General features: G+C 39.0%; 15 protein-coding genes and 2 pseudogenes. 10 read left to right on the forward strand and 7 right to left on the reverse strand.

The window, feature by feature from the left end; all coding sequences use genetic code 11:
* The first annotated feature begins 42 nt into the window (after positions 1-42).
* Positions 43-675, forward strand: a complete 633-nt coding sequence (locus I6F66_RS13830; protein WP_197209375.1) for an OmpA family protein — start codon at positions 43-45, stop codon at positions 673-675.
* On the opposite strand, the gene I6F66_RS13835 is transcribed toward I6F66_RS13830, so the two are convergent.
* Positions 676-2,454, reverse strand: a complete 1,779-nt coding sequence (locus I6F66_RS13835) for an ABC transporter transmembrane domain-containing protein (protein ID WP_197209376.1) — start codon at positions 2,452-2,454, stop codon at positions 676-678.
* Between the two features lie 88 nt (positions 2,455-2,542).
* Between I6F66_RS13835 and I6F66_RS13840 the strand changes: the two genes are divergently transcribed.
* The 4 genes from I6F66_RS13840 to I6F66_RS13855 all read left to right on the forward strand — a co-directional run bounded on the left by I6F66_RS13840 (position 2,543) and on the right by I6F66_RS13855 (position 4,793).
* A complete protein-coding gene (locus I6F66_RS13840; RefSeq protein ID WP_165729084.1) occupies positions 2,543-2,941 on the forward strand; it encodes a DUF3224 domain-containing protein in 399 nt (132 codons plus the stop codon).
* A 181-nt stretch (positions 2,942-3,122) separates the two neighbouring features.
* The gene (locus I6F66_RS13845) at positions 3,123-3,740 is read left to right on the forward strand and encodes a LysE family translocator (RefSeq protein WP_165729085.1); all 618 of its coding nucleotides are present in this window, start codon (positions 3,123-3,125) and stop codon (positions 3,738-3,740) included.
* 66 nt (positions 3,741-3,806) lie between these two features.
* Positions 3,807-4,352 (forward strand): PH domain-containing protein, encoded by a 546-nt coding sequence (locus I6F66_RS13850; protein WP_165729086.1) that lies wholly within the window; start codon positions 3,807-3,809, stop codon positions 4,350-4,352.
* A 45-nt stretch (positions 4,353-4,397) separates the two neighbouring features.
* Positions 4,398-4,793, forward strand: a complete 396-nt coding sequence (locus I6F66_RS13855; protein WP_165729087.1) for a DUF1801 domain-containing protein — start codon at positions 4,398-4,400, stop codon at positions 4,791-4,793.
* 22 nt (positions 4,794-4,815) lie between these two features.
* On the opposite strand, the gene I6F66_RS13860 is transcribed toward I6F66_RS13855, so the two are convergent.
* Positions 4,816-5,160 (reverse strand): rhodanese-like domain-containing protein, encoded by a 345-nt coding sequence (locus tag I6F66_RS13860; protein ID WP_165729088.1) that lies wholly within the window; start codon positions 5,158-5,160, stop codon positions 4,816-4,818.
* A gap of 300 nt (positions 5,161-5,460) precedes the next feature.
* Between I6F66_RS13860 and I6F66_RS13865 the strand changes: the two genes are divergently transcribed.
* Positions 5,461-5,763: a metalloregulator ArsR/SmtB family transcription factor gene (locus I6F66_RS13865; RefSeq protein WP_165729089.1), complete on the forward strand. Its 303-nt coding sequence runs from the start codon at positions 5,461-5,463 to the stop codon at positions 5,761-5,763.
* Between the two features lie 212 nt (positions 5,764-5,975).
* On the opposite strand, the gene I6F66_RS13870 is transcribed toward I6F66_RS13865, so the two are convergent.
* A complete protein-coding gene (locus I6F66_RS13870) occupies positions 5,976-6,653 on the reverse strand; it encodes a nitroreductase family protein (protein ID WP_165729090.1) in 678 nt (225 codons plus the stop codon).
* A 187-nt stretch (positions 6,654-6,840) separates the two neighbouring features.
* Here I6F66_RS13870 and I6F66_RS13875 point away from each other — a divergent pair, with 187 nt between their 5' ends.
* The 4 genes from I6F66_RS13875 (at position 6,841) to I6F66_RS13890 (ending at position 12,133) form a co-directional block, all read left to right on the forward strand.
* Positions 6,841-7,722, forward strand: coding sequence for an ABC transporter ATP-binding protein (locus tag I6F66_RS13875; RefSeq protein WP_165729091.1), 882 nt, complete (start codon positions 6,841-6,843; stop codon positions 7,720-7,722).
* Between the two features lie 9 nt (positions 7,723-7,731).
* Positions 7,732-11,310, forward strand: a complete 3,579-nt coding sequence (locus I6F66_RS13880) for a M1 family aminopeptidase (protein ID WP_197209377.1) — start codon at positions 7,732-7,734, stop codon at positions 11,308-11,310.
* Positions 11,311-11,489: 179 nt separating this feature from the next.
* Positions 11,490-11,801: a Bor family protein gene (locus tag I6F66_RS13885; protein WP_165729093.1), complete on the forward strand. Its 312-nt coding sequence runs from the start codon at positions 11,490-11,492 to the stop codon at positions 11,799-11,801.
* A complete protein-coding gene (locus tag I6F66_RS13890) occupies positions 11,798-12,133 on the forward strand; it encodes a hypothetical protein (RefSeq protein ID WP_165729094.1) in 336 nt (111 codons plus the stop codon). The genes I6F66_RS13885 and I6F66_RS13890 overlap by 4 nt, the downstream gene beginning before the upstream one ends.
* Before the next feature lie 54 nt (positions 12,134-12,187).
* Here I6F66_RS13890 and I6F66_RS13895 read toward each other — a convergent pair whose 3' ends face one another.
* The 4 genes and pseudogenes from I6F66_RS13895 to I6F66_RS13910 all read right to left on the reverse strand — a co-directional run bounded on the left by I6F66_RS13895 (position 12,188) and on the right by I6F66_RS13910 (position 16,054).
* Positions 12,188-12,874: a TorF family putative porin gene (locus tag I6F66_RS13895; protein ID WP_024591363.1), complete on the reverse strand. Its 687-nt coding sequence runs from the start codon at positions 12,872-12,874 to the stop codon at positions 12,188-12,190.
* 275 nt (positions 12,875-13,149) lie between these two features.
* Positions 13,150-14,061, reverse strand: a pseudogene (locus I6F66_RS13900) (hypothetical protein); the annotation flags it as partial.
* 285 nt (positions 14,062-14,346) lie between these two features.
* Entirely contained in the window at positions 14,347-15,012 is a 666-nt protein-coding gene (locus I6F66_RS13905) for a hypothetical protein (protein WP_165729095.1), read from the reverse strand.
* Positions 15,013-15,377: 365 nt separating this feature from the next.
* A pseudogene (locus I6F66_RS13910) lies at positions 15,378-16,054 on the reverse strand (TorF family putative porin).
* Positions 16,055-16,122 lie beyond the last annotated feature (68 nt).

A 16,122-nucleotide genomic window follows, 5' to 3' on the forward strand; every position in this document is an offset into this window, starting at 1 on the left:
TTTGCATACTCTTGCTAAATTCTTAATGAATAGGGTATCACCATGACTTTAACTAAATCACTTTTAAGCGTAACCGTAGTAGCTGTATTACTTTCTGGTTGTGAAATGAATAACACAGGTAAAGGAGCCGCTATAGGCGCCGCAGCCGGAGGTGTATTAGGTAAGGCTACGGGTAATCATAAAGATAAACGTATTTTTATTGGTGCAGCTATTGGTGCACTGGCGGGCGCTGCTGTTGGCGACTACATGGATAAGCAAGAAGAAGCATTTCGTGATGAGTTAGCGGGTTCAGGTGTTGAAGTAGTGCGTGAAGGTGACAACTTACGTTTAGTAATGCCATCAAACATTACGTTTGCGACTGCTCAGTCTTATATTTCATCAGGCTTTAACGATACGTTAGATGCGATTGCTAAAGTAATGAACAAGTACGAAAAAACCTACCTTAGTGTGCAAGGGCATACTGACAGTACGGGTAAAGATAGCTTCAACATGAACCTATCGCGTGAACGCGCTCAAAGCGTTAAAAACTACTTAGTGAACCAACAAATTATGGCTACACGTGTTAGCACTATGGGCTATGGCGAAACACGCCCAATTGCAACTAATGATAGTGCAAATGGCCGTGCTCAAAACCGTCGCGTAGAAATTCAGATAGTGCCAAATACCGAAGAATAATTAGTCTTTATTAAACTGTAATTCACACAGTTTTTGATACAGCGGGTTACTTACTAACAACTCTTGGTGAGTACCCGTTGCTATAACCTCCCCATTTTCCATCACTACAATTACATCGGCATGTTTAACCGTTGCCAGCCTATGGGCAATAATTAATGTTGTTCTGTTTTGCATTAAATGCTCAAGTGCAGCTTGTACATGGTGTTCGCTTTGCGCATCCAGCGCGCTGGTGGCTTCATCAAGAAGAAGTATTTCAGGGTCTTTTAATATGGCACGTGCAAGCACAATACGCTGCTTCTGCCCACCCGATAACCTCACACCCTGCTCACCTAAAAAGCTGTTATAACCTTGCGGTAACTGTTTGATAAATTCATCGGCATGCGCATACTTTGCTGCGGCATATACTTGCTCGTCGGTTGCACTTGGGTTGCCATAACGAATGTTATGCATTACATCGGAGCTAAATAAAATAGGATTTTGCGCTACCATGCCCATTTTATTGCGCAGAGTATTAAGCGATAAATCTTTAATGTTTACATCTTTAAATTTAATGGCTCCGCTAGCTGGATCGTAGAAGCGTTGTAGTAATTCAAATAACGTTGTTTTACCTGCGCCAGAAGGGCCAACAATAGCCACCGTTTGGCCTTGATTTATATTTAGGTTTATTTTATTAAGTGCGCTTACGTCTGGGCGAGAGGGATAGTTAAAGCTTATATTTTCAAGCGTAATAGCAGGGCTGCTACTTTCTTGCAGTAAATTACTATCTTGTGGGTTTAGCGGGTTTTCTATTTCACTTTTAACAGCAAGTAACTCAAGTAATCTTGCCGCCGCGCCTGCTGCGCGTTGTAGCTCGCCATATACTTCAGCAACGGTTGCCACCGACATTGCAACCATAATAGCGTAAAACACAAATGCGCCTAGCTCGCCGCCGGTCATGGTACCTGCAAGTACGTCACTGCCACCTACCCATAACATAGCGCTAATGGCACTAAAGGTTAAAAAAATCACTACGGCTATTAAAAACGAACGCTGTTTAATGCGTTTTTTAGCTACGTTAAAGGCTTTTTCGGTCTCAAGTGCAAAGGCATGCTGCTCTTGTTCTTCATGGCTATAGCTTTGCACTACTTTAATATTTTGTATGATTTCTCCGGCATAGGTACTTATGTCGGCAATGGCATCTTGGCTAGAGCTTGCTAGTTTACGTACCTTGCGACCAAATATCATCATAGGAATAAGTACCAGTGGTACACAGGCTACAACCACTAAAGTGAGTTTTAAATTAGTAAACAACAACATAGCAAGTCCACCAATCAACATAAGTACACTGCGCAGCGCCATAGAAAAGGATGAACCAATAATTGATTGCAGTAATGTGGTGTCGGTGGTTAAACGCGACATAAGCTCGCCACTGCGGTTTTCTTCAAAGTAGCTAGGGTGTAGCGTAACAATACGATTAAACACGGCTTTTCGAATATCGTTACTTACTCGTTCACCAATCCACGACATTAAATAAAAACGGCTAAAAGTGCCTACTGCTAATAAGCTGATTAAACCAATGAGTACAAGTACAGCTTGTTGTAATTGCTCTTTGGAGCCTGCAATAAATCCATGATCAATAACAAATTTAACACCTTGGCCCAGTGACAAGTTAACACCCGCAGTAACTAATAACGCAGCTAGCGCGGCGACTACCATCCATTTATACGGTTTAATAAAAGTAAAAACAGGTAATAAGCTGCTAAAGGCGGCTTTTTCGGATGTAGATGTGTTTTTTGACATAGTGGATTCTTTTTAAAGGTTAAGGTATAGATATGGCATCATCGGATTAAAAATCAATAGTATTAAATATCATCAATAAGGAATAGCTATGACAACAAAAATAATAAGCGGTGAATTTACAGTGGCTTTAGCGCCTATTGAAGGTTATACCAAAGGTCAGCAAGGCATTAACTTAGGACGCATGTCGATTGATAAAACTTTTACTGGTGCGCTTAATGCTACCAGCCAAGGCGAAATGCTAAGCGCTATGACCCCTACGCAAGGTAGTGCCGGTTATGTTGCCATAGAGCAAGTGATAGGTGAGCTTGACGGCAAAAAAGGCAGTTTTGTATTGCAGCATTTTGGCACTATGGATAAAGGCCAAGACAGCCTAATTTTAAATGTAATCCCCGACTCAGGCACTAATGAGCTAGAAGGATTAACTGGCAGCATGAAAATACGTGTTGAGCAGGGCATTCACTATTACGATTTTGAATACAGCTTATAAAGTGGATAACAAACAATGCAAAAAATAGTAGAATTTAAAAAGCGTGGTTTTTAGTAACGACATTGATGTAAATGATTTAAATGAGAGCATATACCGCTAAAATCAAGAAGGTTGGAAAGTAATAAGGCCAAATAACGGCCTATATATTATTAATAGAAAACGATGAACTATAAGGACAAAAATGACATTAGCAGCATGGTTTAGTTTAGTACTTGTATGCATGATGGGTGCAATGTCGCCAGGCCCAAGCCTTGCAGTTGTACTAAAGCATACAATGAGTGGCGGAATGAAAAACGGTATGCTTGCTGCACTTAGCCATGGCGTGGGTGTTGGGCTTTATGCGGCCGCTTCGTTACTTGGTTTGGGGACATTGATGGCTCAATTTCCAACGGTATACCAAGTGCTTGTATATTTGGGTGCTGGATATTTAGCCTATTTAGGTTTAAAAATACTATTAGCAAAACCCAATAATGACGAACTGCAAGTACAAAAAAGCGAGGTAAGTGCAACTAAAGCGCTGCAAGATGGATTCGCCATTGCATTTTTAAACCCTAAATTAGCCATTTTCTTTTTAGCGTTGTTTTCGCAGTTTATAGACCCGCAAAATCTCACTTTAAGCATTGGCATTATTATGTGCTTAACCGTGTTTATAATTGATACAGGTTGGTATTTGCTAGTTGCAGTACTTACTGAGGTTTCAAAAAATCGCTTTGGTTTTACTAAGCAAAACCCATGGCTTGATAAAATACTGGGTGTTGTGTTTATTGCCCTTGCTATAAAAGTCGTTATTAGTTTGTAAGATTGAGTAGAGATTATTGAAGTTTACAGAGTGTATTTGTAGTTATATAGATAAAGGATTAAAACAATGACAAAACATATTTTAAAAAGTGCTTCATTCGATTACAAGGTAAAACAATATTGGATGGTTACTACCTCGCTATTTGCAATGTTGGCTCTTGTTACTATACCGCTTATACCTATCATTTTACTTATCGTATGGCTGGTGGGCGGGCGAATACTCGCAGCTATGTCGGCTGACTTATTACCACAAAAATTGGTAGTTAAACGTGGCATATTATTTAAAGAAGAAAAATCTATTCCGCTTGAAAAAATAACTGATGTTGGATTAAGCCAAGGGCCGTTAATGCGACTGTTTGGGTTATATCGTTTAAGCTTTGAAACGGCAGGGCAGTCAGGAAATGGGGCTTTAGTGTCTTTGCTTGGTGTAGTTAATGCGAGTGAGTTTAGAGAAGCGATACTTGAGCAAAAAGATGTATTGGCTAATCAAGGTAAAACTTCGCAGCAGGCGACAGAACAAAGTGAGAAAGAGCTACTGAGAGCACTTACTTATAGTGTTAAAAATATTGAGCAGATGCTACTTGTTTTACTTGATGAAAGGCAGCAAAAGTAACTTATTTTTAAATACAGCCAATATCTTGCTTATAAGGATGTTTTTGTGACTACGGATATTGAAAATATATTTAATAATTATCCTCAGATAACTAAAAGTACGCTTATAAAATTACGGGAGCTAATTTATACCGTAGCACAAGAGCAAAACTTGGGAGCTGTGGAGGAGTCAATAAAGTGGGGAGAGCCAAGCTATAGCACAATAAATGGCAGCCCCATTCGCATTGGCTTTAAAGGATCATCATGTTATTTGTTTTTTCATTGCCAATCAAAGCTCGTAATTACATTTAGAGAATTATATTCTCATAATCTCACTTTTGAAGGAAATAGAGCAATAGTGTTAAATAGTGAAAAGCCATTACCAGAGTACCCACTTAAAGCGTGTATTAAATTAGCACTGACTTATCACAGCGTTAAACACCTACCTTTGTTAGGTGCATAACTGCAAGCACTTAAGTAGATGCTTAAAACACGCTACATATTTGGCTTGCATCACAGGTAATAACACTAACGTTTTCATAACCAACACGTGTTAGCGCTTCTGCACCAAGGGTTGCACGTGCACCACTGGCACAGTGTAAGTAAATTGGGCGTGTTGCATCTTTTTCTATTTCCATCAACTTCATTTCGAGTAACCCGCGCGGAATATTTATTGCTCCAACAGCTGCATTTGTTGCGTGTTCTGCTGGTTCGCGCACATCAATAAGTAAGCCTTTATTTTGTTCAAGCTCGAGCTTTGCTTGTGCTGCGTCAATACGGCGCTGGTTAGGTGTGATAATTTTAAGTAAATCAGGGATTGATGTAAGCATGCTTTTTTATTCCTTAAGGTTACGTTTGCGTAATTGTGTGATCATCAAATACAAACAACTAATAGCAGATTGAATTGAGTTTAGTGTAATAAAAACAGTAAGCCATATTCATCTAGGATCAAAATATTGCAGCTATACAAATACGGCAATTATGAGTCCCGCAATTAAAAAATGAGCTATTCAATTTTATTTAGTGTTTTATTTACTATATTCGTTTTTTCTATATTAGTAAATTCTAATGTTAGACATTAACAATGCATATATTTATACTCCAATCACTTTTTATAATAAGAGCATGCTATGAATATCGACTTTATTGCAATGGCTGGGAATGTGGCGCAGGCAGAGCAGTTATTAAAAATTTTAGCGAATAAAAATCGCTTAATGATTTTATGCTCTTTGCAAGATAAAGAAATGAGTGTATCGCAACTAAATGAAGCCGTACCTTTAGCACAATCGGCACTTTCTCAGCATTTAGCTGCACTACGAAAAGCGAATGTTGTTGCCACTCGCCGTGAAAGCCAAACTATTTATTATCGTATAATTGACGATAACGCAGTGCAATTACTTGGCACGCTATATAACTTATTTTGTAAAGACTAACGATTTTTAGTGGCGTGAGTAGCGCAGCGAAAGCAGGTTAGAATAACCTCAGCTCTATTGTATTGTTTTTGTGCTATTAATTTTTTGCAGCATTTGTACTTAAATAGATTTCGTACGAAAACAGCCACTATGCTTAGACGAAACTACAAATACATAACAGCATATTATCGCAAGGTTTAACCCAAGCGATAAGTTTGCGGTTAAAGATCATCTCAAATAAACGTAGCTATTTCATCGATAGATTTTTTATCCAGTGCATGAGCCGGTATTGTGGCATCTTCACTTGGGTAGCCTGCAATAAGTAACATATACGGGCGCTCGTTATCCCTATCTCGGCCACATATGTCGGTTAAAAAGCTCATTGGTTTTGGAGTATGAGTAAGGGTTGCCAAACCTGAACGGTGCAAAGCTTGAATTAAAAAGCCGGTAGCTAAGCCAACAGACTCATGCACATAATAATTCGTATTTTTATCATCAGTGCTTACGCCGCCCTTTTTTTGACTAAATACAGCTATAAGCCAAGGTGCATGCTCTAAATAAGGTTTATTGGCGTCGGTACCTAACGGTTTTAGCGCATCTAACCATTCTTCACCTGCTCGCCCTTCATAAAAAGAACGTTCTAGCTTTTCGGCGGCTTCTCTTATTTGCTTTTTTACATCGCTACTATTTATAGCAACAAAATGCCAAGGCTGATGATTCGCTCCACTGGGTGCTGTACCTGCTGCTTTTATACATGCTTCAATAATATTTTTTGGTACTGGGCGATCGCTAAAGCTGCGAATGCTATGGCGACGTTGGCTAGTGATTAAAAACTCGTTAGCGCGATTTAGCATTTCGTCGTGTGGGTATTCTATAAAGTCGTTTAATGGCTGACTTTGGTGATCTTGCATGGCTTTTCGCTTCTTATAAAAAGTATATGTGGTTTTTATACCGAGTGAATAAAGCGTAGGCAAGTGTTATGAGTTTAAATTATGTTTATTTGTTGTTACAAATTTAACCAGTAAGTAACTTATGTTCCTGTTTTTCTTGTGGTATAAAACATCATAAAAATAATTACTCATATTCAAGGAAGTAAAAATGCTATCAATAACTGGGTTATCTAAAACCTACGATAACGGCGTACATGCACTACAAGGTGTTGATTTATCTATCGGTAAAGGGATGTTTGGATTGCTTGGGCCAAATGGCGCAGGTAAATCATCGCTTATGCGTACCATTGCAACACTACAGTCGGCTGATTCAGGTTCAATTACTTTTGATGGCATTGATGTATTTAAAGACCCACAGGCACTGCGCCAACGCTTAGGTTACTTACCACAAGATTTTGGTGTGTACCCGCGTGTTAGTGCTTACGACTTACTGGACCATATGGCTGTTTTAAAGGGTATTCATAATAAAGCGGAGCGTAAAGAGTCGGTTGAAGGGTTACTTGCGCACACTAATTTATATCAACATCGCTCAAAAGCGGTAAGTGGCTTTTCGGGCGGTATGCGCCAGCGTTTTGGTATTGCACAAGCCTTACTAGGCGACCCTGATTTACTAATCGTTGATGAGCCAACAGCGGGGCTAGATCCTGAAGAGCGTAATCGTTTCCATAACTTATTAGTAAGCTTAGGCGAGCAAAAAGTAGTTATATTATCGACCCATATTGTTGAAGATGTTGCAGAGCTTTGCCCAAATATGGCGGTGTTGGCTGGCGGTAAGATTTTACTGGAAGGTAACCCAATAGCGCTTACCGATAAGCTCCAAGGACAAATTTGGCGCAAAGCCATGAGCCAAGAAGAAGCGCAAGAACTTGAGCCGCAATTACCGGTTATTTCTAAGCGCTTATTTGCAGGGAAAACAATTTTACATGTAATAGCAGAGCAGGCTCCACAAGGGTTTGAAGCAAGTAATGCAAATTTAGAAGATGTGTATTTTTCTACACTGCTTAATCATCGTAACAGCGAAGTAGCATAAGGAGGCGTTATGTTTTTTAATATGCTTGCGTTTGAGCTGCGCTATTTTATGCGCCAACCTTCGTTTTATGTGACCTCATTAATCTTCTTTTTTATGGCGTTTTTTATAAGCTCCAGTAGTAAGTTTCCGCTAGGTGGGGCGAATGTTCATATGAACTCGCCGTTCTCGATTATGCTTTTAACCGTTACATTTTGTACACTCGCTATGTTTTTAGTGGTTAACTTTGTTGCCAGCTCTGCTATTCGCAACAGTGAAAGCAAAATGGATGAGCTGGTATTTAGTAAGCCTGTTAATCCTGTGCCTTATCAAGCAGGGCGTTTTTTTGGTTCTTACTTAGTTGTACTTATTGTGTTTTTAAGCGTGCCATTGGGTGTGTTTTTAGGGTCGCAATTTGGTTTATTAGTTGGCTGGCTCGATGGCGAATTGATTGGTCCTAATAAGCTAATGTACTACGCTGCGCCTTATCTTTATTTAGCAGTGCCAAGTTTACTTGTGCTTTCGGCTATTTTTAATAGTGTAGCGGTCTATTTTAAAACCATGATGTCGGTGTATGTAGCAGCTGTTGTGATTTTTATAGCCTATCAAATTGCCGGCGTTTACTTTGATGATTTAGCATTTAGAAATATTGTTGTTTACGCCGACCCATTTGGTTCAGGTTCGTTAATTGATTTAACACGTTATTGGACTGTAAATGATAAAAACACAGAAGTGCTAACGCTCACAGGTGACCTTTTAGTTAACCGTATATTGTGGGTGGCAATCAGTGTTGCAATGTTTTTTGGCCTTGGAAAGCTAAGCAACCGCATAGTAACTAAAAAACAGAAGAAGCAATTTAAAGTCTCTGCTTTTGTACAAAATAAACAAGCTGCACTTATCAATAGTGCTAAAAATTATAAATCAGCGGGGATTAGTACTAAATCTCAGCTAATAATACGCAGTATATTCGAACTTAAACAAGTTATATTTAGTGCTCCTTTTATGATTTTAGCGGGTGTAAGCATTGTAACGCTTATGATCCCTCTGTTTGCGCCTATTGGTGCTTATGGCACTACTAACTGGCCTTTAACTCAGAATATGGTCAATATTATTAGCGGTATTTCTGGTTTATTTTTGTTTGTTATTATCGCTTTTTATAGTGCTGAGCTTGTGTGGCGAGAGCGACAAAGTGGCATGGGCGATATTGTTGACAGCTTTCCTGTACATAACAGTGTTTTTTGGGTGTCAAAAATACTGGCTTTAATCGCCGCTGTTTCTGGGTTGTTCCTCGTGGGAATGATACTCACAATTACAGTTCAGTTATTTAAAGGTCAATTTAATTTAGAGCTAGGACAGTATTTATTTAGGATTGTTTATTTATCGATTTTACCGTTGATTATGCTGACAGTACTCGCCTTCTTTTTACAGATTATTAGCCCGAATAAATATGTAGGAATGGGTTTGTTTATTTTGTATTACATAGCGCAAAAAGTAATGGGTTCTTATGGGTTTGAGCATCATATGTATCATTTTTCGCAAAGCAGTAGCGTACCGTATTCTGATATAAATGGTTATGGACATTTCTTACAAGCTGCGCATTGGTACACATTATATTGGGGCGCGTTAAGTCTTGTTTTAGCGATTGTTGGGTTTGCGTTATGGCACCGTGGTCCTTCACAAACGCTGCGCACACGCCTGTCTATGCTTCGTTATAATATGTCGTTAAAAGGGCAAGCGATTGCGGTTATTAGTGCACTAGTGTTTGTTGGTGCAGGCTACAATATTTATAACAACACGCGAGTTTTGAATGAGTTTACTACGAGCGATGAGTTTCAAGACAAGCAAATAAGTTATGAACAGCAGTTTGCACAATACAAAGACTTAGCAGTACCTATGGTGACCGATGTTGACTTAACTGTTGATATTTATCCAAAAAAGCGTGCTTTAAGTGCTGTGGCAAAAATTAAATTTACTAATACCTCTAACGAGCCAATTACGCGAGTGTTAATAAGCTCACCTCAACACGCTAAAAGTTGGGATGTAGCTATGGCAGGCGGTAAGATAGTTGAAAAATTACCAGCGCTTTATTCAGCATGGTTTGAGTTTGAGCAGCCGCTTATGCCAAACGAAATAAGAGAAGGGCAACTGTCGGTTACTCGTGATCATACAGCCTTTACTGATAAAGACTCTGATACACAATTAGTTGCCAATGGCACTTTTATTAATAACTTGGAACTCCTTCCTAGCTTTGGTTATAGCCGTGGTTTACAGGTAGCTGATAAATTTGAACGCCGTAAGCATGATTTACCAGAACTTGAACGTGCCCATAAGCTAGAAGACAGTCAGTACTATACTCAAAGTGATTTTGGTGCAGCTAATGGGTTTATTAACTTTAAGGCAACGGTAACAACCGACGAGTCGCAATTTGCTATTACCCCAGGGTATTTACAAAGTGAAAGTGTAAAAGACGGGCGCCGCACTTTTGTTTATGAAATGGATGCGCCTATTTTAAACTTTTATGCGGTGCTTTCGGCTGAACTTGAAAGTAAAAAGGTTGAGCATAATGGGGTAAATATTGAGGTGTATTACCACAAAAATCATGCATGGAATGTTGACCGCATGATTGAGTCGGTACAAGACTCGATAGATTACTTTACACAAGCATTTGGGCCGTATCAGCATAAGCAGCTACGTATAATTGAATTTCCTAAGTATCGCTCGTTTGCACAAAGTTTTGCCAATACAGTCCCTTACTCAGAAAGCATGGGGTTTATTACAGACTTAAGAGATGAGAGTAAAGTTGACTACCCTTACTATGTTACCGCACATGAAGTAGCGCACCAGTGGTGGGGGCATCAAGTGTCGGGAGCAAATGTTGAGGGGAGCGCAGTTATGTCAGAAACGCTTTCACAATACAGTGCGCTTATGGTGCTTGAAAAACGCTTTGGCGCAGAGAAGCTACGTAAGTTTTTAAAATATGAGCTTGATAGGTACTTAATAGGGCGTACAGGGGAAGCCTTTGAAGAAATGCCACTATATAAAACGCAGTCTCAACAATATCTTCATTACAATAAAGGATCTGTGGTAATGATGGCGATTTATGATCGTTTAGGTGAAAAACGGTTAAATGATGCACTCAAAGCATTTTTAAATGAGTTTCAGTACCAATCAACACCATACCCAACAACACTTGATTTACTTAGCTATTTAAAACAAGACGCAACACAAGCAGAGCAAAGTTTTATTGACGATCAGTTTAAATATATCACCTTATATGAGCTTGAGATGAAAGATGTGTCAGTTACAGATAGCGTTGATAGCGAAGGATTTTATACTGTAACACTTAGCGTAGAAGCCGTTAAACAGCGTGCGGATGGCCAAGGTGAAGAAACTGAACAGCCGCTCGATGAGCTAATTGATATTGCATTGTTTAGCGATGACCCTGAAAACCTACTAGCTGAAGATTTTGTTATTTACTCTCAAAAGCACCAAATAGTATCAGGTACTAATACTATTGAGCTTAAAGTAAAAGAAAAGCCACTATTTGCGGGGGTTGATCCTTACATTAAGCTAGTCGACAAGGACAGTAAAAATAACCTAGCTAAATTTTAAGGTCTATCTACTAACCACTTAAACTGACTAATTTAAAGGCCGCATTTATGCGGCCTTTATGTGTAATAAACTGTATAAAACTTCATAGCGTTTCTACATATTCCCCACAGCTTTTTACGCTAATATTTTATGTTCTCTTATAAAGTTACCTTACTGGTATTTAGTTTATAAGAAAGAGTATGAAACCATTAATTATAGGGGCGATAGCATTAAGCCTGAGTGCTTGTTCTGCGGTAACCATTCAGCCACAGGCAACAGCAAAAATAACGAGCCAAGCTAATTACGAAGATAGTCGCTCATTTTACTTTTGGGGATTGGTAGGCGAGCAACGCGTAGACGTAAAACAAATATGTTCAAATACACCGGTTATTCAAATGCAGTCACAACAAACGTTTAGTGATGGAGCGCTGAGTTTAATTACGCTTGGAATATACTCGCCCCATACCATTAAAGTGTGGTGCCAAGAGCAAGTAATAGGGGAAACATTATGAGTATCAAGCTACTTGCAGCCGGTTGCACACTGATTATTTTAACGGGATGTACAAATATTTACTTTGATAACGGAGCACAAAGCAAAGTAAGCAATAAAACGCTAAAAAGCTCACAGTGGCATCATAATTTTGCACTTGCGTTGTACGAGGGATCAGAGCCGTTAGATTTAACAACACATTGCCCACAAGGTGAATGGCAAAGCGCTCATACGTATAAATCGTTTACTAATGGTTTAGCTGAGGTGGTTGTGAATCAAATCGGCCCAGCTTGGTACCCTAAAACAGTAGAAGTACAATGTAATAAGGTACCATTTAAGGCAAAACAGCTATAAAACGAGAAAAGGGCCAAAAGGCCCTTCGTGTTGCAGCAAGTAACACATTCTTTCTTATAAATTAAAGTCTACAGAATAAGCAACGTAAGCTTTAATATCTGAATCATCCATATCTGTATCAGACAAACCAAAAGTAAAACCGTCTTTCGAAATTGATACACCGTAATCTAAGATATTATCATCGCCAATAAAATCACCAGAGTAATGGCCTAAGTGAAGTGCCATTTCAGTGCCGTTACTGCCAACAGCAAAACCGTAGTCAGCTGTCAGGTAAAGTGAATCACCAAAGTCTGTACCATCACCACTTGCAGCTGATGTTGCTAATACAGAAGCACCAAAGGTAAAGCCTTCAACACTGATGCTACCGTAAATTTCAGAGAAATCTGCGTCTGCTTCAGAAGCTGCGTCTGGGTAAGCGTAATAAATATAACCAACATCGTAGCTAACACTTTCGTTAATATCGCCACCAAAGCCTGCATATAAGTCAAGCTCATAGGTCATTTCATCTGCCCACGATGCATTTGAAGCCCAAGTACCTGCATAAAAGCCCGATTCATTGGCATAATCAATACCGCCTGAAATAGCTGCATCGCCCCCAGTTTGCTCTTGACCACGCCATAAGTAGTTTGATGTTGCCGCTGCATTAGCAGTTACTTCAGCATGTACGGCTGTTGACGTTAAAGATGTTGCGCCCATTAATGCTATAGCACTTATAGCGATGGTTTTTTTTAGTTTTAGCATGTCCATTTCCCGTTATATGATTTTTGCTCGCCAAGGTTTTTATTATGTAATCGGAACCTTTAGGCTGACGGCTTTTTATTGTTTAACTAACGGGATAATTGCACTGTATGTGCCAGCTTCATTATTTTTACTAAAAATTATTTTTATATATTAAAAAACATGAGCTTGCATTTTATGAATAGGGAAGGGGTATAACATGAAGGAAGATGTTGCGCACGTTGGTGGTGCATAAATTAACCCAGCCGCACCATGAAAGTACGGCTAAATTAGAAGGTTTAACCGAATATAGTACGCATAAGGCTAATTGTTTCGTTTACACTGCGACCTTTTTGAACTTCACTCACAATTGAATCGCGTTTACTGCGAATATGTTCAGGAATATCGTCAGCAGCAAGGGCACGGTCTACTAAAATTTCTGCAGACTCTTTACCTCTACGCTGAGTTTTACCTGTTGTAGTTGTAGTACGTTTAGGCTTGCTTAGCAGTTTAATGTAGTTAGAGTTATCTGGTGTTTTAGCATCAGCATAGTGAAAGAAACATGGGATTAGCGCTTTAATAGCAACTAATTGTTCTTCTAACTCATTACTCGGTTTAGCCATTTTGTACCATGACATAGCTTGAATACCTTTTACGATATCTTGCCAGTAACGCTCAAAATCACTATTTTTAAGTTTAGAAACACCAAGGGCACCACATAAAGCATCTAATCGATTATTTGTAATCGGAGTAAATAAATCAGGACGACGCATTGCAAGCAAACGAGTTGCAGGCGCAAGTGTTGGTTTTTCGTTGTTGTCGGTGAATATTTTTGAATAAGCAGCAACAAATTGTTGATACTCATATTGAGTTATATCACCTTCAAGTGGAATATTTGCTAGTGCGTCGTCAAAAGCACCTGGTAAATCTCCAAGCATCTGATGGAAGCTCTTTGCACTCTTTGTAGATGCAAACCATTCAACGTCAAAGTTGTATGTGCTTGGATCAAGTGATGCCATGTGCTTACCGCTAAACGCAAGTAAGTCTTCAGGGATCATATCTTTAAGAGATTGCTCACGAATGCTTTTAATGTAGTCGACTAAACGAAGTTGTTCATCAAGTGCAATAACGTCTTTGTGTTGTTCTACAAATACACTTACAACAGGCCAAGGAGCAATACGTAAAGCTTTAGCCTGTAAAAAGCTAATCGCTTGCTCTGTAATGAGAATTCACTCAGCATGGCAAACGGCGCATACTTAAATATTATTTAGCCTTAAAGCTGCAGAGATTGTTATAAAACAAATGAACCCAGCTTGATACCATAAAATAGTGGACGTGAGCTATTCTTTGGTATTTTTAAAAGTGGGCAGTGATTGATGCCGGTTATTCGTGACTTAATATACTTATGGAGTCTAGTTTTACTGCTTTATAGCAGGAAAACTAGACTCTAATATAGGACTGAAAATAGCTTTAAGTATTATACTTGTCAGCGTGAATTAGTTATTTAAAAGAGTTAATAGGCTAGGGTCTTCAGTTTCAATATATAATGCTTTTAATTTTTTATCACCACTTTCGGTTTCAGTAAATTGCTGAAAAGAATAGTTTTTAGAAAAACTTGAAAGAGCCTCAATAGATGCTTGATTACTACTTTGTGTATAAGTAAGTTCTAGTGCGCAAACCTTCCCTGCACACTCTAGATCTTGCTGTAAAATAGTGACGTCTTTTAATTCATTTAGAATAAAATCGTTTAGCTTATCTTTACGTATTTGTGCTATTTCAGAGTATTCAATATTAGACATACGCTGCAGTAATATTGAAGTATCATTTTTAAATACGTCGTCCAATGCTTTTGTTGAAACAAATTCTTTTCCACCCTCAGTTGAAACAAATTCTTCAGAGAAAGCGTTAGGGCTTGAAATAGGCAATTTAGATATCGCTGCCACTTTTTGCTCTACAACTTTGTGCTGTTTGACAGATGGTTCAGAGGCTTTACTTAATAGGGTGTTTGGCTCAATTGGAGGCTTAGCTTTTTCATTACTAAGAATGGCTTCATCAGTTGGTTGTATGTGGGTTAGCGGAGGATCTGAAGGCTGCCCAGTGTTTAAAATACCAATACCAAGAATGGCGACAAAAACAAGTGCAATTAAAAATATGTATTTCATTTTACTATCCTTAGAAGAGAAAGGCATACGCCTTTCTAAATGATGCTTATTCCAACCGTATCATACAAGAAACTTGACCACCACCAGAGCACGAATAGCTAACTGTACCACCCTCACCATGAACAACCGTCATGCTACCTGAGGTGCAACGGCATGTCATTGTTGCATAGGTAAATGTACTCATTGTGATTAAAAAAACGCTAAAATAACTGTAATTTTTTTTGATAAATTCATAATAATCCTTAATCGTGATTTCGAACTTTAATGTTACCTTATTGTTTTTTTGTAAATAACTATTTTCTAGGTGGTTTAAATATGAGAAAGGGCCTTGCGGCCCTTAGTGTTGCAGCAAGTAACACATTTTTTTATAGGCTAAAGTCTGCAGAGTCGACAACGTAAGCTTTTAAATCTGAGCCATCGATATCATTATCAGATAAGCCAAAAGTAAAGCCATCCTTAGAGATTGAAACGCCGTAATCGATGATGTTGTCATCACCAATAAAGCCGCCTGAGTAATGCCCCAAATGCAGCGCTATTTCAGTTCCATTACTACCAATAGCGAATCCATAGTCTGTTGTTAAATAAAGTGAATCACCAAAGTCGGAACCATCACCACTAGCAGCTGAAGTTGCTAATACCGAAGCACCAAAAGTGAAACCTTCTACACTGATAATCCCGTAAACCTCAGAGAAATCTGCGTCAGCTTCTGAAGCAGCATCAGGGTAGGCATAGTAAATATAACCAACATCATAGCTAACGCTTTCATTGATTGCGCCACTAAAGCCTGCATATAGGTCAAGCTCATAGGTCATTTCATCTGCCCACGATGCATTTGAAGCCCAAGTACCTGCATAAAAGCCGGACTCGTTAGCGTAATCAATTCCACCCGAAATAGCAGCGTCGCCTCCTGTTTGCTCTTGACACGCCATAAGTGGTTGGAGGTTGCTGCTGCATTTGCAGTTACCTCTGTAAATGTCGTTGTTGATGTTATGCCTGCAAACGCCAGTGCACCGAAGAGTATTGTTTTTTGTAGTTTTAGCATGTTTCATTCCCGCTATATGACTTTTGCATACCAAGGTTTTATTATGTATTGCTTTGACCTTTTAACTG

Origin of the sequence: Pseudoalteromonas sp. NZS100_1 (genome assembly GCF_015864285.1) — a bacterium.
GTDB lineage: Bacteria > Pseudomonadota > Gammaproteobacteria > Enterobacterales > Alteromonadaceae > Pseudoalteromonas > Pseudoalteromonas arctica.